The sequence below is a fragment of the Nocardioides albus genome, from assembly GCF_014648255.1.
GTDB lineage: Bacteria > Actinomycetota > Actinomycetes > Propionibacteriales > Nocardioidaceae > Nocardioides > Nocardioides albus.
The window spans coordinates 503,929-526,161 of sequence record NZ_BMQT01000002.1 but is presented as its reverse complement, the minus strand read 5'-3'; the positions used below and the strand labels follow the sequence as shown (position 1 = coordinate 526,161).

Below are 22,233 nucleotides of genomic sequence, written 5' to 3'. Positions count from 1 at the left end.
CCGTCGAGAAGCTCGACCGCTCCAGACCCTCGACGCCGGGGACACGCTTGCTACCTCTCAGGCAAGCCGGAGAGTGCTCTGTCGAGATCGGTCATCAGATCCTCCGGGCTCTCGAGGCCGATCGAGAGACGTACGAGGTTCGCCGACGGTCTGGCGTGGGCGGGGACCGGGCGGTGGGTGAGGCCGGCGGGGTGCTGGATGAGCGAGTCGACGCCACCGAGGGAGACGGCGTGGGTGAAGAGCTGGACCGAGGAGGTCAGGCGGGCGGCTGCGTCGTACCCGCCGCGCAGCGCGATCGTGACCATCGCGCCGGGGCCGTGCATCTGCTTGCCGACCAGGCCGCGGTCATCGTCCTCGCCCGGGAAGTAGACGTGCTCGACCTCCCGGTGCGACTGGAGCCAGGCGGCGATCTCGCCCGCGCCGGCCTGCTGGGTGCGGACACGGGTCGGCAGGGTGGCGAGGCCGCGGTGCAGGAGGTAGGCGCCCAACGGGTGCAGGAGGCCACCGGTGACTGCCCGCACCTGGCGCAGCCGCGAGGCGGTTTCCTCGTCACAGGCGATCACGCCACCGACCACGTCGCCGTGGCCGCCGATGTACTTGGTGGCGCTGTGCAGCGACATCGTCGCCCCCAGCGTGAGCGGGTTCTGCAGCACCGGGGTGGCGAAGGTGTTGTCGACGAGCACCGGCACGTCGCCGGCGGCCGTGACCACGGTGGCGATGTCGACGAGATCGAGAGTGGGGTTGGCCGGGGTCTCCAGGACGACCAGCGCAGTGTCGGGCCGGACCGAGACGGCGACCTCGTCCTCGGCACAGAAGGTCACCTCGACGCCGAGCAGGCCGGAGGCGAGCAGGTGGTCGGTGCCGCCGTACAACGGGCGAACCGCGACGATGTGCCGTTTGCCGCTGAAGGAGGTGCTCGCGATGATCGCCGCGGTCATCGCGGCCATGCCCGAGGCGTACGCGACCGACGCCTCGGCCTGCTCGAGCCGCGCCAGCGCCGACTCGAAGCGCGCGACGGTGGGGTTCCACAGGCGCTGGTAGACGAACCCGCCGTCGGCGAGCGGCTCGCCGCCGGTCGCCATCGCCTCGTACGACGCGCCACCCCGCTCGATGTCGGGGAGCGGATTCGTCGAGGAGAGGTCGAGCGGGAGGGCGTGGACGCCGAGCATCGCCAGGTCCTCCCGTCCGGCGTGGACGGCGAGTGAGTCGAGGTGGTGGTTCGCGAGCGACATGCGACGATGGTGGCGGGAATCACAAGATCAGGCCACATTGATTGCCGAACAACCCGACAGACGCAGGATCTTGCCCCTTCCGAGCAACACAACCGACGAACCAAGGTGCCTGAGTTGGCGAAAACGCAACCACCCGCAGCCGCCCTCGACACCGTCGACCGCGGAATCCTGCGTGAGCTCGGCGACAACCCCGAGCTCACGAACAAGGCCCTCGCAACCCGGCTCGGGATCGCCGAGTCGACCTGCGCCTACCGGGTGCGGGCGCTGCGCGACAACGGCGTCATCACCGGCCGCCGCCTGGATGTCGACACCCGTGCTCTCGGCTACCCGCTGCAGGCCGTGATCAAGGTCCGGCTCGGCAGCCACAGCCAGGAGCACGTCGAGAAGCTGTACGACGACCTGGTCCGCACACCCGGCGTCATCCAGGCCTTCCACGTGGCCGGCGCCGACGACTTCCACCTCTACGTCGCCGTCGAGGACGCCGAGGCCCTGCGCGACTTCGTGCTCCAGCACGTGACGGTCCACCGCGTCGTACGTCAGACCGAGACGCTGCTGGTCTTCGAGCTCCGCGAGGGGCCGGGCGTGCTGCCGCGCGACACCGCGTAGATCTTGGAAGTACGCCGTCCCGTCAGTCGTCCTCCATCCGGAAGCCGACCTTGAGCCCGACCTGGAAGTGCTGGATGTCGCCCTCGTCGACATGACCGCGGATCTGGGTGACCTCGAACCAGTCCAGGTTACGCAGCGTCTTGGAGGCGCGGCCGAGACCGTTGCGGATCGCGTCGTCGAGCCCGACCTCGGAGGTTCCGACGATCTCGGTGACGCGGTAGGTGTGTGAAGACATGATGCTGCCTCTTCTCGTGGTGGTTGTCGTACAGGCCGAGGTTGACCCACCTCTGTACCCACCATGGATCCCGTATCGAGACGGTGCAAGGACCTGAGCGACAGGATCGCCGTCACGCCCTACCGGTCGCTGTGTCCTTCGCGGTGCCGATCGAGCTCGTACGCAGTGAACGCACCGATCATCGCCCGCCAGATCTCCTCGGCGACCTGCGGCGCGAGACCCGCGGCGACCGCGCGCTCGCGAGCAGCGGCGATCACTGCGTTGGCCCGGTCGGGGGCGCGTACGGCCAGTTCGTCTTTCTTGAACACCGCCGCAGCTCGGACCAGCTCTTGGCGGCGAGCCAGCAGCTCGGTCAGCTGCTCGTCCAGCGCGTCGATCCGGCCACGTACGTCGGCAAGTGAGGTCGGCTCAGTCATGACAACCTCTCGTCTGGTGGTCTCAGCCCCGCGACTCGGCCGCGACTCGTCGCTCATGCAGGCGCTGCTGGGCGGCAGACAGGTAGACGAGGCACGGTGCGTCGGCGTCCGGGTGCTTCTCCTTGAGGTGGAAGATCCAGCGGTCCATCGCGGCCATGTAGCCGTTGTCCTCGCCGGCACGATAGGTGGACCACGGCCGGTCGCCCTTCACCGTGCAGACCGTGCAGGTCACCTTGTAGACGAACTGGTCGTCATCGCCGACGTCGATCTTCACCTTCGCCAGCGGACCGGCCTCGACAGCGGCCTTCCGCTCCCGCGCCGAACGACTCGCCACCATGTCCACCACTCCCCTGACCGATCCTCGCCATGCCCGGACCGTCGGTCTCGAACCTCGTCCCCAGCCTATCGCCCAGGAACCGTGCGGCTCGCCGGCCCTGCCCTCATCACGACCGGACCAGGGAGTCGAGCATCCGGCCGAGCGCCTCAGGTGCGTCGACGTGGGCGAGGTGTCCCTGTCCGGGCAGACGATGGACGTCGGCCTGCGACAACCGATCCCTGACCTGCTCGAACGAGGTGCCGTACGGCGCCATGCCGATGTTGTCCTCGCCGATGATCAGGTCGATCAGGCCCGCTCGTGATGCCAACGATCCCGGGATCTCGGCCAGCGAGAGCGCGACGAGCTCGGCGTAGAGCGGTTCGCTGAGCTGACGCAGCGTCGCCCACCCGTCGCTGTTGGACCGGAGGACCTCGACATGCTCCGTCGAGAATCCCGAGATCTGCCGGTTCACGATCTCGACGCTGTGATCCCAGTCGCCGAGCTCATGGGCCTCCTGCAGGGACAGCAGCGCATGGCCGCCGAAACCGGGCGCAACCGGTTCGTACGCGATCACGTGCTCGACCGGGCGCTCGGAAGCGAGCAGGAGAGCGATGAGACCCCCGTAGCTCCAGCCGAAGAGAGCCCTGGGTTCGCCGATCTGCTCGAGCACGTAGGTCAGGTCGTCGATCTCGGTCCGAATCGAGTATTCGTCGCCGAGAGGGCCCGACGGAGTTCGTCCGCGTCGGTTGACGACCACGACCGAAGGCCACGCGGTCATGGCTCGAGCCACGTGTCGCCATCCTTTGGCATCGCTCATGACACCCGGTACGACGAGCAGGCCGGGCTGAGCCCCGTTCCCGTAGATGTCAACAGTGACCCAGCTGTCGGCACCGGTCGGCACCACCTTCTGAAACGTACGCTCCATAATTCCAATTATGCAGCGGTCGCTCTATAATTCAAGACATGAGTCCCCGACCAGTCGGACGTCCCCGGATGTTCGATCGAGACGATGCGGTGCTGGCGGCCGCCCGCCTCTTCTGGAGCCGCGGCTATTCGGGCACAACCACGCGCGCGCTCAGCTCCGCCCTCGACATGTCCACATCGAGCATCTATGCCGCGTTCGACAGCAAGGCGGGCCTCTTCGAGGAAGCCGTCCGGACGTACGCCGAGCGATACCGGACCATCTATGCCGAGGCATGCGCTGAGCCCGATCTCGACGACGTCCTCGGTCTGCTTCTTCGTCGTTCGGTGGAGGAGTTCACCCAACCCAGCGCACGGCATCCTGGGTGCCTGATCAGCAGTGCGGCGATGACGGATACACCCGACACGATCGACACTCGGACCTATGTCGCCGATCTGCACGCCTCCAACGAGCGGCTGCTCCGAGAGCGCATCGAACGAGCGCGCGACGAGGGTCAGGTGCAGCCCGACGTCGTGCCATCGACGCTCGCCGCGCTCGTGCAGACGCTCTGGCACGGGCTCTCGACGCAGTCCAACCAGGGAGTGGGCCGCGGCAGGCTCTTCGAGATCGTGGACGCCGCGCTCGAGACGCTGCTCGCCACGGCCGCTCAGGACCGCGGCCGCGATAGCCGCCCCGCGCACGCACGGGGATAGAATGACGGCGTGGGACTGATCGAGGTGGACAAGTTCTAGCCGCCGCACTGCCGGTGGCTATCGCCTGACGTACGCGCGTGAGCCCGCCCTTCTTGGGCGTCGACATCTCCGCGTGACTCTCATCGGCACGTTCGCAGCTGCGAACGCGTGACCACGACCCCTCGGTCGGCGTCGCGGTGCACTTCGCCCTTTCGTCGATTTCCCGTCGCGCCCTTTCGGCGACCGACGGACGAGAAGAGAGAACATCGCGATGTCCACCACATCTGCCATCACCCTGCGCAACCTGACCTTCGAGTGGCCCGACGGCACCGTCGCGCTCGACGGCGTCTCCGGCACCTTCGGCGCCGACCGGACCGGCCTGATCGGTCGCAACGGCGCCGGCAAGTCCACCCTGCTCCGCCTCATCGCCGGCGAGCTGTCACCGACCTCCGGTCACATCGAGGTCGGCGGTGAGGTCGGCTACCTGCCCCAGATGCTCACCCTGCGGCAGGACACGACGATCGCCGACCTGCTCGGCATCGACGGCATCCTCACCGCGATCCGGGCGATCGAGAACGGGTCGGTAGATCAACGCCACTTCGATGCGATCGGCGACGACTGGGACATCGAGTCCCGCGCCGACGAGGCCCTGGACCAGATCGGCTTCTCCGCCGCCGACCTCAACCGTCGCGTCGCCGAGATCTCCGGCGGGGAAGGCATGCTGATCGCCATCACCGGCCTACGCATCCGCCGCACCCCGATCACGCTGCTCGACGAGCCCACGAACAACCTCGACCGAGCCACCCGCGCCAAGCTCGCCGACTTCGTCGACCAGTGGCCAGGGACGCTCGTGGTCGTCAGCCACGACCTCGAGCTGCTCGAGCACATGGACAGCACCACCGAGCTGTACGCCGGGACGCTGACCACCTTCGGCGGCCCCTACAGTGCTTGGAAGGAGCACCGCGAGCAGGAGGCGGCGGCCGCCGAGCAGGCCGCCCGCTCGGCTCAGCAGGCGCTCAAGGTCGAGAAGCGGCAGCGCATAGAGGCGGAGACGAAGCTCGCCCGCCGCGAGCGTACGGCAAAGAGGACCCAGAAGGACGGTGGGATCCCGAAGATCCTGGCCGGCAACCGGGCCAGCAAGGCCCAGGCGTCGGCCGGATCGCTCCGCTCCACGCTCGATGACAAGGTGAAGGCCGCCAAGGCCGCCGTCGACGCAGCCGGTGCCCGCGTACGCAACGAGGAGCACATCCACCTCACCCTCCCCGACCCCGGCGTACCGCGCAGCCGGCGGATCGCGGAGCTGGAGGACGAGGGCCGGACAGTCGTGATCCAGGGGCCGGAACGGGTGGCGCTGATCGGCGCGAACGGCACCGGGAAGTCGACGCTTCTCGACCAGCTCGTGCGAGGCTCCGACCCGGTGCCTGGACGACCGCACGGCCGTCTTCTCACCAACCTGGTCGGCCTGCTCCCCCAGCGGCTGGACGGCCTCGACGACGAGGCCAGCGCGATGGAGAACGTACGCAGCGTGGCACCCGAGCTGCCGCCCGCCACGATCCGCAACCAGCTCGCCCGCCTCCTCCTGCGAGGCGACAGCGTCGACCGCCCGGTACGCACGCTGTCGGGCGGCGAACGCTTCCGCGTCTCCCTCGCCCGCCTCCTCCTCGCCGACCCGCCGTCGCAGCTGCTGATCGTCGACGAGCCGACCAACAACCTCGACATCACCAGCGTCGAGCAGCTCGCCGAGGCCCTCGACGCTTACCGCGGCGCCCTGCTCGTGGTCAGCCACGACCACGGTTTCCTGGAGCGGATCGGCATCGACACCGTCATCGAGCTCGATGGGGACGGGCGGATGCATCAGCGCCGCGACCTGGACGGTCACTGACGGCGGCCCTCACCGCACGGCCACGAGGACGCCGATCTTGTCGATGCGATGCTCGGGGTTGTCGAACTCGTCGGACCAGTAGTTGCCTTCGGCGTGGTCCTCAGGAGTGGCGCAGGTCGACAGCGTGATCATCGCTCGGGTGGGCTCCTGGCCAGGTTTGCCGGGGACCGCCGCACGCTGGGCGCGCAGCGACGCTGCCGACCGGAACGATGTCTCCCGCGTACCGGTGATGCGATACACGTACGTCGCCTCCTCGGTGCGCACGGAGACCCGGTCACCCCGCCGCAGCTCGGGCAGCCGGAGGAATGCCCGCGTGGATGAGAGCCGGTGCGCGGTCACCTGATAGTTGCCGATCCCACCCGGTCCGGTGCCGCCGCGAGGACCGTACGGGCTGGCCGCGACGCCGTTGTTCTGGATCTCAGTCCCGGGAGCGTCGTCGGTCCATCCTCGATAGGGCACGACCTCGAGAGCGGTGACGCCGATGCGCGGGATGGACAGCTCCCCGCGCATCGGCCGACCGTCGGAGGACAGCAACGGTGTTTCAACGACCGACTGCGACGGCGGCGCCGTCGAAGACGTGGAAGGTGGCAGCGCCGGAGCGGCCGACGAGGTGGTGACCGTGGCAGGCTCATCGACGCTGCCCTCCGGAGTCGCGCACCCAGCGAGCACGAGCGCACCGAGAGCGATCAGTGCCCCGGCAACGCTCCAGGGTGATGTCGTGTTCATGGGTCCGCCTCAAGCGGGTCCGGTTCAGGAAACCCACGGTACGCCGCGCCGAAAGCAGTCTCGCCGCGAGACGAGATCATGGACCACGCAGCACCGGTGGGAGCCCCACGCCCATCGACAACTTTCATGACCACGAGAAACGGGACATCTTGAGCACCTTGATCCTCAGCGACCTCGACGGCACTCTCCTCGGCCCCGGCGCCTCGCTCTCGACATCAACCCGTGACGGCATCAACGACCTCGTCGCCAACGGTCTGCAGTTCACCTACGCAACCGCCCGCTCGTACGTCTCCGCGGCTCGAGTCACAGATGGGCTCGACCTGCGGATCCCGGTCACGGTCTCCGGTGGCGCGTTCCAGCTCGACCCGCACACCGGCGCGATCCTCAACGAGGAACGCATCCCGGACGACGACCTGGACACGGTGCTCCGGATCTGCCGCGAACACCGAGTTCCGCCGATCGTCTACAACGGGACCCCGACCGCCGAAAGAGCCGCCTGGGTGGAAGACGAGGAGTCCGACGGCATGCGCCGCTTCCTCGCCGACAGGGTCGGTGACTCACGCTTCCGCCCGGCCCCCGGCTGGGCGCAGCTCCCCCGCTCTGGCGTTTTCTACTCCACGATCATCGGTGAGGCAGCCGCCATCGCCGCACTGACCATCGACATCGCGGCGGCCACCGATGGCAGGCTCTCCCTCATCGCCCAGATCGACACACACCACCCGCAGGACACCTACCTCGAGCTCAGCGCCGCGCGCGCCACCAAGGCCCATGCCGTCGCCTGGCTCCGTGACCACCTGAGCGTCGACCAGGTCGTCGTCTACGGCGACAACCTCAACGACCTGCCCATGTTCGGGGCTGCAGATCAGGCGTACGCCGTCGCCAACGCGGCCTGGGACGTCCTCGCGGCCGCCACCGGCGTCATAGGTGCGAACACCGATGACGGCGTCCTTGATCACCTCGTGTCAGCCTGGTCGCGCGATGAGCCGACGATGCGTACTACCGAGTTGCTGAACGGACCGCAGAGCGGGCCAATCGCCACCTGACCTATGTCGCGGTGCGTACATAGCTGTGCAGATGATCCACGAACCTCACTGCGGACGAACCCTCTTCTCCCAATCTGCCTCGGCCCTCTTGCCAGCGACGTCGTTGTGGTCCCAGGGGATGCTCAAGATCAACGTGAGCTTCGATGCGCCGACAGGTCCGTTCGCCCGATCGAGGTCCTTGACGCCACGTTTGGCGGCGCAGTCGGCCGCGAAGGTCCAGAGCGCGTCGAGCTCGCTGAGATCAGCCCGTACGCTTTCCAGGGTTCGGTCGAGCCTCGGCAGGAACTTCGCTCGTTCCTCTTCGAGGAGAGCCCGTGCCTCACGGCGCGCACGGAGAAGCGCAAGCTCGAGGTCGCGGGACGCATCGGTGTTGCGGATCCGAGTGATGCGGAGCCAAACGACTGCTGCGCCACCGACAGCGATGGAGGCCAGGATCGACCTCTGCTCCCATGGCTCGAGGTCGGAGGCGAACAACGTGATGCCGCCGGCCACGCTGATGAGGGCGAAGCCGATAGTGACCGATCCGGACGCCATCCGCGTGGCCGGGCGCCCGAACGAGAACACCGCGACGATCAACGCTGCGGCAGCAACCACCGGCGCGAGCGCCGGAAGCATCCACGTCCACCCTGGTGACTCATACCGACCGAAGACACCGCCCCAAGCACCTGCGGCGGCGACTACGGCCAGAAGCCCGAAGCAGTTGAGCGATGTGCCCGCGTTCAGCGCCGCTCGGGTCCCACCCTCGATCGCGAAGCGCGTCTCCTCTGCGTCACGGAAGAGTGCTTTGAGGCTCTCGCCGGTGGCGGTCTCCTCGAGAACGATCTCGTCCAGCTTCGCTGCCGTGAGATCGCTCGTGGGAGTGTCCGCGACTCGTCGCTCTACTCGGCTCCGCGCGGTGTCACCGGTGGTGTCGTTCATGCTGTCAGCTCTTCAGTCGTACGCATGGCCTAACGGCCACGGATTCGGCTCCACATCGGGTCCGCATCGCCGAGCCCGGCGACCAGCTTCATGACGCCACCGAGCTGGCCGAACAAGCACGCCGTGCCGAGCACGCCCCACAGTGCGGCCGAGATCAGCAGCACCGCATTCTCGGTGAGGGCGTACCCGATCATGCTGAACCCGAAGATCCCGACGAGCCCGGCGAGCGTCGCGGTCAGCACACGTACGAACACCGAAGGGTTGAACAGGGCTGCTCGTGGCCCGACCCATCCGGCGAAGCCTTGGTTGGGCACGGCATCAGCGCGGAGCGCGAGCCACCAGCGGAGCGAGTGGGCCAACCGGCGCCCGGACCGGTGCAGCTGCCACAGCATCCCGACGGCGGCCACGAGCACCACGATCGCCAGCAGCATGACGAGGACCGCCGCGATCACGTCGCCGCCGATGGGCGGCTCGATGAGCAGCATCATCCCGACTGATCCGGCGGCCCCGGCCGCCACGAAGGCGAGCACGAAGGCGGCGAGCCCGAGCCACCAGCGCGACCCGCGCATCAGGTCGTCACTCAAGAGCTTCGATGCCCAGACCGCATCCGTGGAGTGTCCGCTCTCCGTCTCCGCGGCCTCGACCCACTCCTGCGCCTTATCCGTGATCCAGAACGCCACGTAACTCCGATCCAACGGTCTGTGCAGCCTGCCCGGGCTGATCAGCGGGCGGCTCTTGCCCCTCAGGGAGGAGTTGCAGCGTATCGAGCGTGAACGCGATCCGGATCAGGAGGTCGTGGAACTGGTCGAGGTCGCTGCAGAACCCGGTGATGAAGGCACTCCCGCGACGATCCGGCAGCGGAAGCTCGCCAACCGCCAGCAGGACGCCGCCGGACTTCAACGCGGGGTTGTCGCTCGGGACTGCCGTGTAAGTGATCGTGCCGACGCGGCCGTCACCCGAGCGGAATGTGGTCGCTGATCCGTTCGCTCCGAGCTTGGCCAGGGCAAGCGTCCGGTGGGTGTCTACGGCTGACTTCGCCGCAGCGCTGTCCTTTACCGTCTGGATGACCTGGGTGCACATCATCCAGACCGCTGGCGTCGGCTCGAAAGTGAGGTGCACCCCGGCGAAGTCGAACGAGGTCCCGGCGAACGCGGAGACTCCTTCACGAAACGCCGTGGTCAGAACCCTGGTGGCTTCCTCGCTCAACCACCCCTCGCCGGAGGCGAGATAGCTCTCCCACCAGACGTCCGGGTCGTCGATGGCACGGAACTCGATCCACCCCGGCGGCATCCGCTGCCAGATCTTCAGCGGCGTCGACGTCTCCGTCATGAACCCAGCTCCTCGTTCGTACGCGGCCCGTCCCCTGAGGTCAGGTTGTGCATGCGCTCCGAGAGATTCGTCCACGGACCCGACAGCGAGTCGGCGAAGCCCTGGCTGTCGTCCACCGCGCCTTTGGCGGTGGTGAAGGCCCAGTAGGTGTTCGCTGCGATGTTTGCCGAGTTGAAGCTCAGCGTCGCGACCGTCACGACACTTCCAGCCGCGGCTCCGCCGCCGGCAAGGGCTGGGCCCATGGACGGGAGGTTCAACTGAACGATGGATCCGCCGGATCCGAAGGCCGAGCGAGCAAGGGCGCCCGCCCCGAAGCCGATGGCAAGGCCAGCTGCGCCGGTGATGAAGTCGCTCCACGATCCTCGACCGGTCAGTGCCTGGAGTCCGTCGATCGCGACCAGGGCGATGCTGATTCCCAGTGCGATCGGCCCCAGGACCGGGATGAAGATGGCGAGAATCGCGATGATCGGCGCCACGGCACGGAGGATGTCCTCGAGAACCGGGACGACGTACTCCATGAACCAGTCGAAGCCGTCGGCAATGGCGTTGCCGACATCGTTGACGAGGTCGCCGAACCAGTTCCCGTGATGCTTGTCGAGAACCTCTGCGGCCGACTCCAGATCTCCGGCGGTGGCGATGGACTCGTCGTCGACCTCCGACTTCAGGCTACGTGCCTGGGCACGGATGCCCTCCAGCTCCTGGTGTGCTGCATCGGCACGGTCGGCAGCGTCCTGGGTCGCCTGGTCGTCACCATCGGGTGCCGACTGCGCCTCGTCGTGCTCCTGGTCAGCGGCGTTGGCGCTGGCCAGGGCCTCGGCTGCACGCGACTCCAGGTCACGGGCACGTTGCTGAAAGGACGCCAGCGAGGATGCCCAACGGCTCAGCGCCTCGTACGAGCCCTGGAGGGCGTCGCCTGTGTCGACGAGCCGGGGACGGAAGTCGTCGTCCATCGAGGCACGGAACGCGGTCGCGGCTTCGCCGGACCAGTCGTCCTCGTTCGTGCCGTCGAGCATGGTCCGAGCATCGCTGAGCCCGGTCGCCGCGGCCCCGAGCGTCTCGACGAACGCTTCGACGCTCCCTACGTCACCGGGAGCAGGATCGAACCCGAGCGCGGGGAACTCGCCGCTCATGCGGATCCTCCGTCACCCTCGAACGCGGCCGCGGTATCCGTGTCGAACGAGCGAAATGCTTCGAGCGCAGTGTCGACCGCCTTGCCGGCGCCCTCTGAGAACTCGGCCAGCTTGTCGATGCCGCTGCCCCACGAGTCATGCAGGTCCGACAGACGGTCGCGGAGTACGTCCTGAGGGACTGCGGACGAATCGATGTCGTCCATCCCTGCTGTCGACGCTTCGAGCAGATCACGCATGTTCCGATACGCGCGCGAGCTGCTCTCCATCGCGGCGTAATTCATCGACACGTCCACGTGTCACCTCCGGTCTTGATCGCTGACAACCCAGTCGAACGAGTTGAGACGCGGGGCGGGCCAAGTCGATGGCCCACCCCGCACTCGTACGGCGATCAGCCGCCGGCGAGCTGCGAGTCGAGGTCCTGGATCGCAGAGGCCATGTCGCGCAGCGACTGCGCCATGTCCTCGACACCAGCGATGGCGTCCTTCAGACCCTGGGTCATCTCCTGGTAGCCGTCCTGGAACTTGCCCGACGCCTTCTCCGTCTTGAACCCGTCCTGAACGAGCTCGTCGACGTAACCCTGGCACTCGTCCAGAGCGGACTCGATCGTGTCCTTGCCCTGGTCGAGCTTGTCGGCGGTGCCGGTCATCTCGTCGTATGTTGCCCCGAAGTCACTCATCGGTCATTGCCTTCCCGCGATTTCATTGCCGACACCCGTCGAGGCGCCGTTCGTCAGAGTGACTTCTACCCAATGCGGCGAGTTCTAAACAGCCCAGAAAGTAAAACGTCGCCGAACTTTCTGACATCCCTCCACGAGCCTGCGGGATCGAGCTTCCCTAAGGAGTCGGCCGCATCCCGAACAGGAACCGTGTGACCTCGGTACGGCGTACGAGCAAGTCGTAGATCGCGATGGTCAGCGTGAGCGAGACAGCCACGATCATCACGAACTTGGCCACGGCCGGAAGCTCCCTGGCCACGACGACGTACGCGACGGCGACCACGATCGGCTGGTGGAGCACGTAGAGCGGGAGGACGGCGTCGCCGAGGTACGCCGTCAGACGGGATCGACGCGAGGAGACCGCCGACCGGGCAGCGGGTCGGGGGCGGTCGAGGAGGCCGAGGATCGCGACGACCGCGCACCATCCGGTCACGCCGTAACAGACGCGGGCCCAGATGGCGAGCGGCTCCATCGCCGTGAACGGTTCGTCGGTCCCGAAGAATCCCGGCGTGCTGGCCAGGAACAACGGCAGGCAGAGCCATGCGGCCGGGGCGGCGATCCGTCGCATCGCGGTGCGGAACCGCGGATCGGTGGCGATCACAACGCCTCCGGCGAAGAAGATGAGGTACGCGAGCCGGTGCCAGCCGCCGTACTCCACCTCGAGTCCCCACACCGCGCAGACGGCGGCGAGCGGAAATGCGGGGACCAGCAGCAGTACGGGGCGGGCCTCGACCACGGCAGCGGTCGACTCCGACCAGGCCGAGCTGCGGCCCAAGGCGCGCCACGTGACGAGTGCGACCAGGAGCGCGACCACGAGGGAGAACGCGAGGAGGAGTACGACGAACCACAGGTGGCCGGACTCGAACTCGTCGCCGCGCACGAGGAAGGGCAGGTTCGACACGCTCAGATGTACGTCGAGGAACCGCCGGCAGTAGGCGAGGTAGGACTCCGTCGAGCCGTCCTGCCGGTGGCGGAGCCACTGCGGCAGGGGCAGGAGCGCGAAGGCCGAGAACACGAGCGGGACCCCGAGGCGACGTACGCGCTCGACGGCGAAGCCGCCCGCACCACGACGCCGCAGCGACGTCGCCGCGCCGACCCCGGCGATCACGAACATCAGCGGCATCGCCCAGACCACCACCGGTCCGGCGGCCGCGGTCACGTTGGTCGTGGCGCCGTTCTTGACGTAGAAGTCGCCCTCGGTGTCGAAGACCATCGCCGAGTGGAAGAAGATCAGGCCGACGACGATCAGCGCGCGAAGTGCATCCAGCTCGGGGCGCCGCTCGGTCACGGGCTGGTCTGGAGCGTGCACCGGTGGCCTCCGTCACGGCGTGGTGCGACTCAGCGTAGGGCGGGGCGAGGTCATCCGCGTCCGTTTTCAGGCAGACCCAGAAGGCGGACACCGGGTCACCGCTTCGTCGAGGCGCAATCGGCGGCGGACCAGCCCTACGCTCGACCCATGCTCGGCGAGGACGATCCACGACCCTGGTGGCAACGCACGGTGGGACGCCTCGGCTGGTCGGTCTTGGCGCTCCTCTGCGCCGGGCTCGGGCTCTCGTTCATCCTCGGCGTCCTCGTCACGGAAGAAGATGTGTTCATCTCCCCCGCCTTCTTCACCACCTTCGCCATACTCCTCATCGTCGGCGGAGCAGGCCTGCTTCTGATCAAGAGCATCGGTCCGACGAAGTCGGCCGCTGCCCGCCGGATTCGTCACACGGTCGGCCCTAGCGGCGTACCCGGTCTCGAAGTACGTCTCAGACGTGTCACGGAGGTCTTCGGCGCGCTCGTCCTCGTCTGCCTCTTCGCCCTCCTCGTCGAGGCCGCGGCTGCCGCGATCGATGCCGGCAACCCTCTGCTCGGCATACTGGTCGGCGTCCTCGCCGTTCCCATCGTCCCGGTCATCATCGACACGGTCACCACGTGGCCCTGCCGTCGCGCTCTCGTACTCACCCCCGAGACCCTGGCCATCGAGCTCGGCAGCGACAGCATCACGCTGGGCTGGGACGACGTGGACAGCGTCGACATGGACGTACGCACCGTGCGTATCAAGGGCATCATCCCGTTCCGCTACGCCTATGTTGTGGTCCGGCCCAAGGCCGGCGCAACCTCACTCGCTGTGGCCCCGCGTCGTCGTTTCCGGATCGGATCCCGGCGCTTCCACCGCGACGGGATCCTGATCAGCACCCTGCTGCTGGACCGACCCGAACGGGTACGCGATCTCCTCGACACGATGAGCCGCCAACCCTGTCGCGGCAAGCCCGAGCAGCAGCGCCAAGACATCCTGTCCTCCGCGGTCGGCTACCTGACGACCGAAGCGCGTCTCTCCGCGCGTTCGACCGCGGGTGATTGACTGTGCCTGTGTCCTCGAAGCCCGCACCGCACGTACTCGTCCTCTTCGGCGCGACCGGTGACCTCGCCGCGCGCAAGCTGTTCCCCGGGCTGTACCGGCTCGCCCTCGCGAAGCGGCTCCCCGACCAGCTCGCGATCATCGGCAGCGGGCGGCGCTCGCCCGGCACCGACGACGAGTTTCGCGACCAGGTTCGCCAGGCGCTGAAGGAGTTCGTCAAGGAGGTCGACGAGGGCGTGGCCGGGCCGCTGCTGGAGCGGATCCGGTTCGTCGCCTCCTCCGCCGAGGACGGCACCGCGCTCGCGACGGCCGTGCACGAGGCCGAGGACCGGCTGGCGCTGGACAGCGGGCAGACCGTGGGTGACGTACAGAGGCTTCTCTATCTGTCCGTGCCGCCGCAGGCGGTGGAGCCGATGGTTGGGATGCTCGCCCGCGAGGGGCTGAACGCGCGCAGCCGGCTGGTCGCGGAGAAGCCGTTCGGCACTGATCTCGCGTCGGCGCGCGAGCTCGATGCCGTGCTCAGCGAGGCGTTCGAGGAGAAGCAGATCTTCCGGATCGACCATTTCATCGGGAAGGAGGCCGTGCAGAACCTGCTGGCGCTGCGCTTCGCCAACGGTCTCTTCGAGCCCGCCTGGAACCGGCACAGCATCGAGTCCGTGCAGATCGACGTCCCGGAGACGCTCACCGTCAAGGGGCGCGGCAGCTTCTACGAGGGCACCGGCTGCCTGCGCGACATGGTCACCACCCACCTGTGCCAGCTGCTCGGCTTCGTGGCGATGGAGGATCCTCACGCCTTCCGCGAAGGCGCGATCCGCGCGGCGAAGGCCGCCGCCTTCGCGTCCGTCCGGCCGCTGGACCCCGAGCGCGTGGTCTTCGGGCAGTACGACGGCTATCGCGAGGAGCCCGATGTCGCCGAAGACTCCGACGTGGAGACGTACGTCGCGATCGAGGCGTGGATCGACAACGACCGTTGGCGCGGCGTGCCGTTCTACCTTCGCACCGGCAAGGCGCTCGCCGCCGGGCGGCGGACGATCACGATCCGCTTCATCGACCCACGCCACCAGTGGCTGCAGCCCGCGGACCCCGGGCGCGCCGAGCCCAACGAACTGGTGATCGAGCTCAGCGACGACGCCCGGATCGAGATCGACGTCCGCGCCAAGCGCCCCGGCCCCGGCATGGCACTGGTCGAGGGCGTCTTCCGCCTCGATCTTGCCGAAGACACGCCGGATGCCGGGCCGCTGGAGGCGTACGAGCGGCTGCTCCTCGATGTCATGAACGGCGACCGGACCCTGTTCACCAGTGCGCGCGAGGTCGAGCGGCTGTGGGAGATCTGCCAGCCTGTCCTCGAGCATCGGCCCACCGCGGAGCCTTACCCGCAGGGATCGTGGGGGCCGGAGTCCGCGCTCGAGCTGCCGCTCGGCGGCTGGCGGCTGGGAAGGAACCACTCGGCCTAGGCCGCGTACGGCGCTCGGGCTCGGGCTCGGACTCGGAATCGACTCCGCTCGTCTCGACGCGCCTCCACCTGGCTGCTTCGGAGACCCCGCAGGCGGGCGCTACCTCTAGGCGAGGGCGCGGATGTTCACCGAGGTAACTCAGTGGGCGCTAACCTCCTTCGTGGAACTCCGCGAGGGAGGTTAGCGCTGACCGAGCTACCTCGGTGAACATTCACTAGCGACCCGCCAGCCGCGGCGACGGCCACCTGCGCGGCCGATCTTGCGGCTGCTCGCGCGCGCTCCCCCTGAGCAGTCGCAAGCACACCGCCAAGGGCGACCTCGAAAACTCTCTTGTCGAACACTACTGTTCAAGTTAATCTCGAACAGTAGTGTACATGTTAAGCGAGCCGAGGAGCCGTCCCATGACAGACAGGACAGCCGAGACCGGGACCGCGAAGCAGGCCGCGGATCCGCGCCGATGGCGGCTGCTCGGCCTGCTGGGGCTGGCGCAGTTCATGCTGATCCTCGACGTCACGGTGGTGGCGATCGCGCTGCCGTACATGGGTGCCGACCTCGGGCTGGGGCGGGATGCGCTGACCTGGGTGGTGAGCGCGTACACGCTCGCGTTCGGTGGGTTGATGCTGCTCGGGGGTCGGGCGGCTGACCTGTTCGGGCCGAAGCCGGTCGTGCTCGCGGGGCTCGCGACGTTCACCGTGGCTTCGCTGGCCACCGGTCTCGCCACGAGCGCGGAGCTGGCGGTCGGTGGGCGGGTGGCGCAGGGGGTCGGGGCGGCGATGCTCTCCCCCGCTGCTCTCTCGATCGTGGTGCGGCTCTTCGACGGCGAGGAGCGCAACCGGGCGCTCGGGATCTGGTCGGCGCTGGGCGCAGGCGGAGCAGCCATCGGCGTACTTCTCGGCGGGGCGCTGACTGCAGGGCCAGGCTGGGAGTGGGTGTTCCTGATCAACGTGCCTGTCGGCATCGTCGTGGCGCTCGTGCTGGCCCGACAGCTTCCGGCACTGCCGGCTTGGGGAGGCAACGTACGTCTCGACCTCATCGGCGCGCTCGTCGTCACCGCCGCCACCGGGCTGTTGATCCTGGGCTTCATCGAGGCTGGCGACGAGGGCTGGACCTCGAGCCGCACCATCGCCCTCCTCGTCGGCGGAGTCGTCGGGTACGCCCTCCTGGTCGGCTGGCTCCGGCGTACGCGGCACCCGCTCATCGACCCGGCGCTGCTCTACCGGCGACCGGTCCTGTCGGGCACCTTCGTGCTGTTCGTCGCGACCGGGCTGATGGTGGCGGTGTTCTTCCTCGGGACCTTCTATCTGCAGAGCGCCGCCGGGCACGGGCCGCTCACGACCGGGCTGCTGTTCCTGCCGGTCGCCGCCGCGACCATGATCGGCGCGCAGCTGGGCGGCAGGCTCATCGGGCGCCTCGGCGCACGCACCCTCGGAATGACCGGACTGCTGATCGCCGCCGCCGGGCTGGCTGTGCCCGCGTTCGGCATGAGCACGCAGACGACGGTCGTCGCGGTCAGTGTCGGCTCGGCCGGGCTCGGTGTCCTCTTCGTCGTCGCAGCCGCGACCGCGCTCAGCCAGGTCGAGCCGCATCTCGCGGGTGTCGCCTCCGGCATCCTCAGCACCTTCCACGAGCTCGGCGCCTCACTCGGCGCCGCCGTGATGTCCGGCGTCGCCGCGGCCAGCCTCGTCGACGGCACCACCGCCGGCTTCGAGCGGGCCTACCTGGTCGCCACCGTGATCGCCGCGCTCGCCGCCGTAGTCGCGGGCGTGCTGATCCCCGGACGACCCGCATCCGCCGACACCCACTGAAACCACGAGGAGACCGAGTCATGACCACGACACGAACCCCGAGATCCCGCGCCCGATCGTTCGCGCTCCACTACCTCCAGATGGTCATCGCGATGGTCGTCGGGATGATGGTCCTCTACCCGCTCTGGGAGCTCGCCACCGGCGACCAGCCGCCGAGCGCGTGGGTGCATCGTGCCGACGTCGACTCGCTGGCCATGGCGACCACGATGGTGATCCCGATGGCCGCGTGGATGCGCTTCCGGGGTCACGGAACGAAACCGATCGTCGAGATGTCGGCCGCGATGTACGCAGGCTTCGCGGTCCTCTTCCCGCTCCTCTGGCTCGGGGTCATCGACGCCGCCGGCCTGATGCTGCTCGGCCACGTACTCATGCTGCTGTTCATGCTCGTCGCCATGCTCGCCCGCCCCGGCGAGTACACCGTCAGCCATACACACCACGCCCACACCGACGCCAACACCGCCGCCGACCAGGAGCTGACATGACCGAGCATTCACAACCAGAGATCGTCATACGAGCCGCCATCCCTGACGACGCCGAGACGGTCCACACGCTCGTCGGCGAGATCGCGGCCCACCAGGCACAGTCCGCCTCGGTGACCGTGACCGCCGAGCAGTGGGCCGGCTATCTCGAGCGCCCGGAGATCACCGTCCTGCTCGCCGAGGGCGACGGCGACCCGGTCGGCTACGTCTCCGCCGTACGCCGCCTGCACCTGTGGTCGGGCAGCGACATCATCGCCCTCGACGACCTCTACGTCCGCCCCGGGCATCGTGACGCCGGCGTCGGCAAGCTGCTGATGACCGAGCTGGCGAACCGCTCCGGCGACCTCACGATCACCTGGGGCGTACAGCCCGACAACGACGCCGCCATCCGGTTCTATCGACGCCTGGGCGCCACGGTCCGCGCGAAGGTGATGTGCGCCTGGCCGGCCCAACGACGGTGACCAGATCCAGAAACCCTTAACCTGTACATTGACGTTCACTATCTCCGGGGAGGATTCGTCGATGACGGCCGTCAAACGTGCCGACGCGCGCAAGAACATCGAGTCGATCATGGATGCGGCGACCGCCTGCCTCGCCCGCGACCCCGACGTCAGCGTCGCTGAGATCGCCAAGGCCGCGGGCGTCGGTCGGGTCACCCTCTACGGCCACTTCGAGTCCCGCGCGACGCTGGTCACCCAGGTCGTCGCGCGCGCGATCCAGCAGTCGGACGAGGCGCTCGGCGCCGTCGACCTCGACGGCGATCCCCGCGCTGCCCTGCGCCGACTGCTCGAGGCGTCGTGGAAGCTGACACAGCAGTACGGCGCGCTGATCGTCGCCGCCGAGCAGAGCATGCCCCACGAGCAGTTCCAGGCGATCCACGTCGGGCTGATCGACCGCTGGAAGCCGCTGATGGAGCGCGGCCGCAGCGAGGGCAGCTTCCGCGACGACCAGCCGCTCCAGTGGCAGCTGACCCTGCTCCAGAGCGTCCTGCACGCCGCCTCCGGCGCCGTCTACCGCGGCGAGATCGACGCCGCCGAAGCCGCCGGGCTGATCGACGGCACCATCCAGGCCGCCCTCACGGCCCCGGAGTGAGGGCGGCCCGCGGCGTCGCTCACATCCGCTGCTCCCCCTCCCGGATCGCCTCACGGATCCGGGTGTAGGTGCCGCAGCGGCAGATGTTGCGGATGCCGTCGAGGTCGGCGTCAGTGATGGTGCGGCCCTCGGCGCGCACCTTCTTCACCAGCGCGACAGCAGCCATGATCTGGCCGGGCTGGCAGTAGCCGCACTGGGCGACGTCCTTGTCGAGCCAGGACTCCTGCATCGGGTGCAGTCCGTGCTCGCCGCGCTTCGACTCGGGCACCTCGCCGGGAAGTCCCTCGATGGTGGTGATCTCGTCCTTGGCGTCGAGCTTGCCGACGGGCACCGCGCACGGGTTGAAGGCCTTGCCGTTGATGTGCGACGTACAGGCCTTGCACACGTTGATCCCGCAACCGTACTTCGGGCCCTTGACGCCGAGGATGTCGCGGAGCACCCACAGGAGGCGGACGTCGTCTTCGACGTCGACGGTGACCGGCTCGCCGTTCAGGATGAAGGTCTGTTCAGGCATCTCGGTCTCCTCAGTAGGTCCAGCGCAGGCCGTCGGTCGGGGACGGCGGGATCGGTGGCGTCCGCGGCTTCGGCTCGAACGCGAGCGGGTCACGGTGGTTGATCGGGAACTCGGTCGGCACCTTGCCCGTCGCCCGGGCATAGGCGCAGGCCACCGCTGCCGCGGTCGGCGCGACGCCGGCCTCGCCGACGCCGCCCGGGGGCTCGGCGGAGTCCATGATGACGACCTCGATCTCGGGCGGCGTGTTCCACTGCCGGGTGTAGAAGTAGTTGTCCCAGCTGGCCTCCTCGAAGTGCCCGTCGACCAGGTGCAGGCTGCTGGTCAGCGTCATCGCGATGCCGTCGTTGATGGCCCCCTGCATCTGCGCCTCGACGCCGCGCGGGTTGATCACCTGGCCGACGTCGGTGACCATCGTCGCCTTCATGACCCGCGGACCGGTGACCGCGTCCCGCACCCGCCGTCCGACGGTCTCGGGCCGGCAGTCGATCTCGACCACGCAGGCCGAGGCGCCCTTGTACTCGGTGTGCACGGCGATGCCCTGCGCGGTCCCAGCCGGCATCGGCTTGCCCCACTGGGCCACCTCGCGGGCCTTCTTCAAAACGCCGCGGACGCGCTCGTTGCGGCAGAACTCGAGCCGGAACGCGAGCGGGTCCTTCCGCATCGCCTTGGCGAGCTGGTCGACGACGAGCTCGTTGGCCGTGCGTACGTCCGGGGAGTACACGTTGCGCATCGCGCCGGTGTTGAACCGGGTGTCGGTCTCGTTCAGCGTCTGGAGGAGAACCCCGAAGTCGTAAGGGATACCCGTGGTGAGCGCGAAGATCGTCTGGGCGTAGCCCAGGTTGCCCAGCCCGGCGGGCAGATCGGCGGCGAGCGCGGTGACGATCTCACCGAAACCGTGACGCAGGTCCATCTCGACGGCGGTGTGGCTCTGCTGGAAGGCGAGCACTTCGCCGGCGGCGTGCATGGCACGCACACGTGAGGTGGCCAGCGGGTGGGCCCGGCCGACCCGGGCGTCGTCGGAGCGGTGCCACATCAGCTTGACCGGGACGCCCATCGCCTTCGAGACCTGAGCCGCCTCCATCGCTCCGTCGAAGAAGAGCCGGCGACCGAAGGAGCCTCCCGCCTGCATCACGTTGACCTTCACCTTGTCCGGCGTCAGGCCCAGCTCGAGCGCGATCTGCTGCTGGGTGACGATCGGGTTCTTGAGCCCGGACCAGATCTCAGCTCGGTCGCTGCGTACGTCGGCGATGGCGCTGTTGGTGTCCATCGGCGAGTTGCTGCGGAACCAGAACGTGAAGTCGTACGCGATCGTCTTGGCGAGCGGCGTGTTGGGCAGCGCGGGCATCGGCAGCTCGGCCGCCTTCACCCCGGAGAGGATGTCCTGGTCCGACTCCCCCACGACCGGGCCGTCCTCCCAGTCGACCCGCAGGGCGCGTACGCCGTCGATGCACTGTCCGAAGGTCCGCGCCCGCACCGCGACCCCGGTCGGGACCATCGCCACATGCGTGACGCCGGGCATCGCCTTCACCTCAGCGGCGTTGAGCACCTTCGTCGGCTTGCCGTTGAGCGTGGGCGCCCGGCAGACCATCGTCGGCAGTGCGCCCTTCACGTCCAGGTCGGTGGTGTAGACCTTCTTGCCGGTGACCGCATCCAGCGCATCGATCCGGTTGGTCGGCTTGCCGAGGAGGGTGAACGTCGCCTCGTCCTTGAGGCCGACCTCGACCGCCTTGGTGTCGGGGCTGGCCGCCTGCGCGGTGAGCTCGCCGTAGGTGAGGCTGTTGCCGAGCGCGTCGGTGATCACGCCGTCGCGGGTCTCGAGCTCGTCGACGACGCCGCCGAGCTGGGCCGCGGCGGCCTCCAGCAGCGTCTTCTTCGCCACCGCTGCGGCGACCCTGATCGGGGTGTACATCGCGTGGATCGTGTTGGACCCGCCGGTGATCTGGTTCCAGATCAGCTCCGGCCGGGCCGGCGCGAGGGTGACGTCGATCTTCTTCAGCGGAAGATCGAGCTCCTCGGCGATGATCATCGCCGCCGCCGTGGTGATGCCCTGTCCCACCTCGGCGCGCGGGAGCGCGAAGCTCGCCGTGCCGTCCTCGTTGATCGTCACGGTGATCAGGCTCGAGGTCGGTTGGGCGGCGTGGGTGAGCAGGTCGCTGAGATCGTAGGCATCGAAGACCTGTGGCGCGCTCGGTATCTTGGCCGCGGCCTGCCCGCTCAGCAGCCCGAGCTCCGCGGCCGCGACGACGGTGGTGCCGCCGATCAGGTAGCCGAGAAACCGTCGCCTGCCCACGGAGTGCCGTCCGATGGACGGTTCCGTGCCGATGTCTTCCTGAATTTCTGTCATGCGGAGCACCTCCGAGATCGAGGCTCCGGACGCCTGCGTCCGGAGGTTCTGCTCCCTCCC

General features: G+C 68.3%; 25 protein-coding genes. 10 read left to right on the top strand and 15 right to left on the bottom strand.

The annotated features are described in order from the left end of the window. Positions 1–50 precede the first annotated feature (50 nt). The gene (locus IEY84_RS05765) at positions 51–1,232 is read right to left on the bottom strand and encodes a trans-sulfuration enzyme family protein (protein WP_183544708.1); all 1,182 of its coding nucleotides are present in this window, start codon (positions 1,230–1,232) and stop codon (positions 51–53) included. A gap of 105 nt (positions 1,233–1,337) precedes the next feature. Here IEY84_RS05765 and IEY84_RS05760 point away from each other — a divergent pair, with 105 nt between their 5' ends. After that, positions 1,338–1,838 carry an Lrp/AsnC family transcriptional regulator gene (locus IEY84_RS05760; protein ID WP_229788381.1) on the top strand — a complete coding sequence of 167 codons (501 nt, stop codon included), beginning with the start codon at positions 1,338–1,340 and terminating at the stop codon, positions 1,836–1,838. 22 nt (positions 1,839–1,860) lie between these two features. Here the strand turns inward: IEY84_RS05760 and IEY84_RS05755 are convergent, their stop codons facing one another. The 4 genes from IEY84_RS05755 to IEY84_RS05740 form a co-directional block, all read right to left on the bottom strand. Next, a complete protein-coding gene (locus tag IEY84_RS05755) occupies positions 1,861–2,073 on the bottom strand; it encodes a dodecin (protein ID WP_183544712.1) in 213 nt (70 codons plus the stop codon). A gap of 119 nt (positions 2,074–2,192) precedes the next feature. Then, the gene (locus tag IEY84_RS05750; protein ID WP_183544714.1) at positions 2,193–2,489 is read right to left on the bottom strand and encodes a chorismate mutase; all 297 of its coding nucleotides are present in this window, start codon (positions 2,487–2,489) and stop codon (positions 2,193–2,195) included. Positions 2,490–2,511: 22 nt separating this feature from the next. Next, the gene (locus IEY84_RS05745) at positions 2,512–2,826 is read right to left on the bottom strand and encodes a hypothetical protein (protein ID WP_183544716.1); all 315 of its coding nucleotides are present in this window, start codon (positions 2,824–2,826) and stop codon (positions 2,512–2,514) included. A 106-nt stretch (positions 2,827–2,932) separates the two neighbouring features. Further along, a complete protein-coding gene (locus IEY84_RS05740; protein ID WP_183544718.1) occupies positions 2,933–3,730 on the bottom strand; it encodes an alpha/beta fold hydrolase in 798 nt (265 codons plus the stop codon). Between the two features lie 38 nt (positions 3,731–3,768). Here IEY84_RS05740 and IEY84_RS05735 point away from each other — a divergent pair, with 38 nt between their 5' ends. Both IEY84_RS05735 and IEY84_RS05730 read left to right on the top strand, forming a co-directional pair. Beyond that, the gene (locus IEY84_RS05735) at positions 3,769–4,419 is read left to right on the top strand and encodes a TetR/AcrR family transcriptional regulator (protein ID WP_183544720.1); all 651 of its coding nucleotides are present in this window, start codon (positions 3,769–3,771) and stop codon (positions 4,417–4,419) included. Positions 4,420–4,669: 250 nt separating this feature from the next. Further along, positions 4,670–6,280, top strand: a complete 1,611-nt coding sequence (locus tag IEY84_RS05730) for an ABC-F family ATP-binding cassette domain-containing protein (protein WP_183544722.1) — start codon at positions 4,670–4,672, stop codon at positions 6,278–6,280. 9 nt (positions 6,281–6,289) lie between these two features. Here the strand turns inward: IEY84_RS05730 and IEY84_RS05725 are convergent, their stop codons facing one another. After that, positions 6,290–7,006, bottom strand: coding sequence for a class E sortase (locus IEY84_RS05725; protein WP_183544724.1), 717 nt, complete (start codon positions 7,004–7,006; stop codon positions 6,290–6,292). Positions 7,007–7,155: 149 nt separating this feature from the next. On the opposite strand from IEY84_RS05725, the gene IEY84_RS05720 reads away from it, so the two are divergent. Further along, on the top strand, positions 7,156–8,049 hold the full coding sequence (locus tag IEY84_RS05720) for an HAD family hydrolase (protein ID WP_183544726.1): 894 nt from the start codon (positions 7,156–7,158) through the stop codon (positions 8,047–8,049). Between the two features lie 45 nt (positions 8,050–8,094). On the opposite strand, the gene IEY84_RS05715 is transcribed toward IEY84_RS05720, so the two are convergent. The 7 genes from IEY84_RS05715 to IEY84_RS05685 form a co-directional block, all read right to left on the bottom strand. After that, positions 8,095–8,967: a hypothetical protein gene (locus IEY84_RS05715; RefSeq protein ID WP_183544728.1), complete on the bottom strand. Its 873-nt coding sequence runs from the start codon at positions 8,965–8,967 to the stop codon at positions 8,095–8,097. Between the two features lie 29 nt (positions 8,968–8,996). Continuing rightward, positions 8,997–9,647, bottom strand: a complete 651-nt coding sequence (locus IEY84_RS05710) for a hypothetical protein (protein WP_183544730.1) — start codon at positions 9,645–9,647, stop codon at positions 8,997–8,999. Further along, positions 9,625–10,296: a hypothetical protein gene (locus tag IEY84_RS05705; protein ID WP_183544732.1), complete on the bottom strand. Its 672-nt coding sequence runs from the start codon at positions 10,294–10,296 to the stop codon at positions 9,625–9,627. Before IEY84_RS05705 ends, IEY84_RS05710 begins: the two co-directional genes overlap by 23 nt. Then, on the bottom strand, positions 10,293–11,426 hold the full coding sequence (locus tag IEY84_RS05700; protein ID WP_183544734.1) for a TrbC/VirB2 family protein: 1,134 nt from the start codon (positions 11,424–11,426) through the stop codon (positions 10,293–10,295). The genes IEY84_RS05705 and IEY84_RS05700 overlap by 4 nt, the downstream gene beginning before the upstream one ends. Continuing rightward, entirely contained in the window at positions 11,423–11,719 is a 297-nt protein-coding gene (locus IEY84_RS05695) for a hypothetical protein (RefSeq protein WP_183544736.1), read from the bottom strand. Before IEY84_RS05695 ends, IEY84_RS05700 begins: the two co-directional genes overlap by 4 nt. Before the next feature lie 95 nt (positions 11,720–11,814). Further along, entirely contained in the window at positions 11,815–12,102 is a 288-nt protein-coding gene (locus IEY84_RS05690; protein ID WP_183544737.1) for a WXG100 family type VII secretion target, read from the bottom strand. A gap of 157 nt (positions 12,103–12,259) precedes the next feature. Then, positions 12,260–13,450, bottom strand: coding sequence for an acyltransferase family protein (locus tag IEY84_RS05685; RefSeq protein ID WP_229788380.1), 1,191 nt, complete (start codon positions 13,448–13,450; stop codon positions 12,260–12,262). A gap of 147 nt (positions 13,451–13,597) precedes the next feature. Between IEY84_RS05685 and IEY84_RS05680 the strand changes: the two genes are divergently transcribed. The 6 genes from IEY84_RS05680 (at position 13,598) to IEY84_RS05655 (ending at position 19,315) form a co-directional block, all read left to right on the top strand. Next, the gene (locus IEY84_RS05680) at positions 13,598–14,488 is read left to right on the top strand and encodes a hypothetical protein (protein WP_183544738.1); all 891 of its coding nucleotides are present in this window, start codon (positions 13,598–13,600) and stop codon (positions 14,486–14,488) included. An 8-nt stretch (positions 14,489–14,496) separates the two neighbouring features. Beyond that, positions 14,497–15,939: a glucose-6-phosphate dehydrogenase gene (gene zwf / locus IEY84_RS05675; protein WP_183544739.1), complete on the top strand. Its 1,443-nt coding sequence runs from the start codon at positions 14,497–14,499 to the stop codon at positions 15,937–15,939. Between the two features lie 401 nt (positions 15,940–16,340). Continuing rightward, positions 16,341–17,744 (top strand): MFS transporter, encoded by a 1,404-nt coding sequence (locus IEY84_RS05670; protein WP_183544740.1) that lies wholly within the window; start codon positions 16,341–16,343, stop codon positions 17,742–17,744. 20 nt (positions 17,745–17,764) lie between these two features. Next, on the top strand, positions 17,765–18,226 hold the full coding sequence (locus IEY84_RS05665; RefSeq protein WP_183544741.1) for a hypothetical protein: 462 nt from the start codon (positions 17,765–17,767) through the stop codon (positions 18,224–18,226). Then, the gene (locus IEY84_RS05660) at positions 18,223–18,684 is read left to right on the top strand and encodes a GNAT family N-acetyltransferase (protein WP_183544742.1); all 462 of its coding nucleotides are present in this window, start codon (positions 18,223–18,225) and stop codon (positions 18,682–18,684) included. The genes IEY84_RS05665 and IEY84_RS05660 overlap by 4 nt, the downstream gene beginning before the upstream one ends. 61 nt (positions 18,685–18,745) lie before the next feature. Next, entirely contained in the window at positions 18,746–19,315 is a 570-nt protein-coding gene (locus tag IEY84_RS05655; protein WP_183544744.1) for a TetR/AcrR family transcriptional regulator, read from the top strand. A 19-nt stretch (positions 19,316–19,334) separates the two neighbouring features. On the opposite strand, the gene IEY84_RS05650 is transcribed toward IEY84_RS05655, so the two are convergent. Next, on the bottom strand, positions 19,335–19,829 hold the full coding sequence (locus IEY84_RS05650) for a (2Fe-2S)-binding protein (RefSeq protein WP_183544746.1): 495 nt from the start codon (positions 19,827–19,829) through the stop codon (positions 19,335–19,337). A gap of 10 nt (positions 19,830–19,839) precedes the next feature. Beyond that, the gene (locus tag IEY84_RS05645) at positions 19,840–22,173 is read right to left on the bottom strand and encodes a molybdopterin cofactor-binding domain-containing protein (protein ID WP_183544748.1); all 2,334 of its coding nucleotides are present in this window, start codon (positions 22,171–22,173) and stop codon (positions 19,840–19,842) included. Positions 22,174–22,233: the final 60 nt, after the last annotated feature.

Excerpts from the sequence above, each read along its gene's own strand:
- IEY84_RS05690 (WP_183544737.1), bottom strand. The coding sequence starts at position 12,102 with ATGAGTGACTTCGGGGCAACATACGACGAGATGACCGGCACCGCCGAC.
- IEY84_RS05700 (WP_183544734.1), bottom strand. The coding sequence starts at position 11,426 with ATGAGCGGCGAGTTCCCCGCGCTCGGGTTCGATCCTGCTCCCGGTGAC.
- IEY84_RS05735 (WP_183544720.1), top strand. The coding sequence starts at position 3,769 with ATGAGTCCCCGACCAGTCGGACGTCCCCGGATGTTCGATCGAGACGAT.
- IEY84_RS05655 (WP_183544744.1), top strand. The coding sequence starts at position 18,746 with ATGACGGCCGTCAAACGTGCCGACGCGCGCAAGAACATCGAGTCGATC.
- IEY84_RS05680 (WP_183544738.1), top strand. The coding sequence starts at position 13,598 with ATGCTCGGCGAGGACGATCCACGACCCTGGTGGCAACGCACGGTGGGA.
- IEY84_RS05645 (WP_183544748.1), bottom strand. The coding sequence starts at position 22,173 with ATGACAGAAATTCAGGAAGACATCGGCACGGAACCGTCCATCGGACGG.
- IEY84_RS05730 (WP_183544722.1), top strand. The coding sequence starts at position 4,670 with ATGTCCACCACATCTGCCATCACCCTGCGCAACCTGACCTTCGAGTGG.
- IEY84_RS05660 (WP_183544742.1), top strand. The coding sequence starts at position 18,223 with ATGACCGAGCATTCACAACCAGAGATCGTCATACGAGCCGCCATCCCT.
- IEY84_RS05765 (WP_183544708.1), bottom strand. The coding sequence starts at position 1,232 with ATGTCGCTCGCGAACCACCACCTCGACTCACTCGCCGTCCACGCCGGA.
- IEY84_RS05650 (WP_183544746.1), bottom strand. The coding sequence starts at position 19,829 with ATGCCTGAACAGACCTTCATCCTGAACGGCGAGCCGGTCACCGTCGAC.
- IEY84_RS05725 (WP_183544724.1), bottom strand. The coding sequence starts at position 7,006 with ATGAACACGACATCACCCTGGAGCGTTGCCGGGGCACTGATCGCTCTC.
- IEY84_RS05750 (WP_183544714.1), bottom strand. The coding sequence starts at position 2,489 with ATGACTGAGCCGACCTCACTTGCCGACGTACGTGGCCGGATCGACGCG.
- IEY84_RS05665 (WP_183544741.1), top strand. The coding sequence starts at position 17,765 with ATGACCACGACACGAACCCCGAGATCCCGCGCCCGATCGTTCGCGCTC.
- IEY84_RS05740 (WP_183544718.1), bottom strand. The coding sequence starts at position 3,730 with ATGGAGCGTACGTTTCAGAAGGTGGTGCCGACCGGTGCCGACAGCTGG.
- IEY84_RS05755 (WP_183544712.1), bottom strand. The coding sequence starts at position 2,073 with ATGTCTTCACACACCTACCGCGTCACCGAGATCGTCGGAACCTCCGAG.
- IEY84_RS05670 (WP_183544740.1), top strand. The coding sequence starts at position 16,341 with ATGACAGACAGGACAGCCGAGACCGGGACCGCGAAGCAGGCCGCGGAT.
- IEY84_RS05705 (WP_183544732.1), bottom strand. The coding sequence starts at position 10,296 with ATGACGGAGACGTCGACGCCGCTGAAGATCTGGCAGCGGATGCCGCCG.
- IEY84_RS05715 (WP_183544728.1), bottom strand. The coding sequence starts at position 8,967 with ATGAACGACACCACCGGTGACACCGCGCGGAGCCGAGTAGAGCGACGA.
- IEY84_RS05745 (WP_183544716.1), bottom strand. The coding sequence starts at position 2,826 with ATGGTGGCGAGTCGTTCGGCGCGGGAGCGGAAGGCCGCTGTCGAGGCC.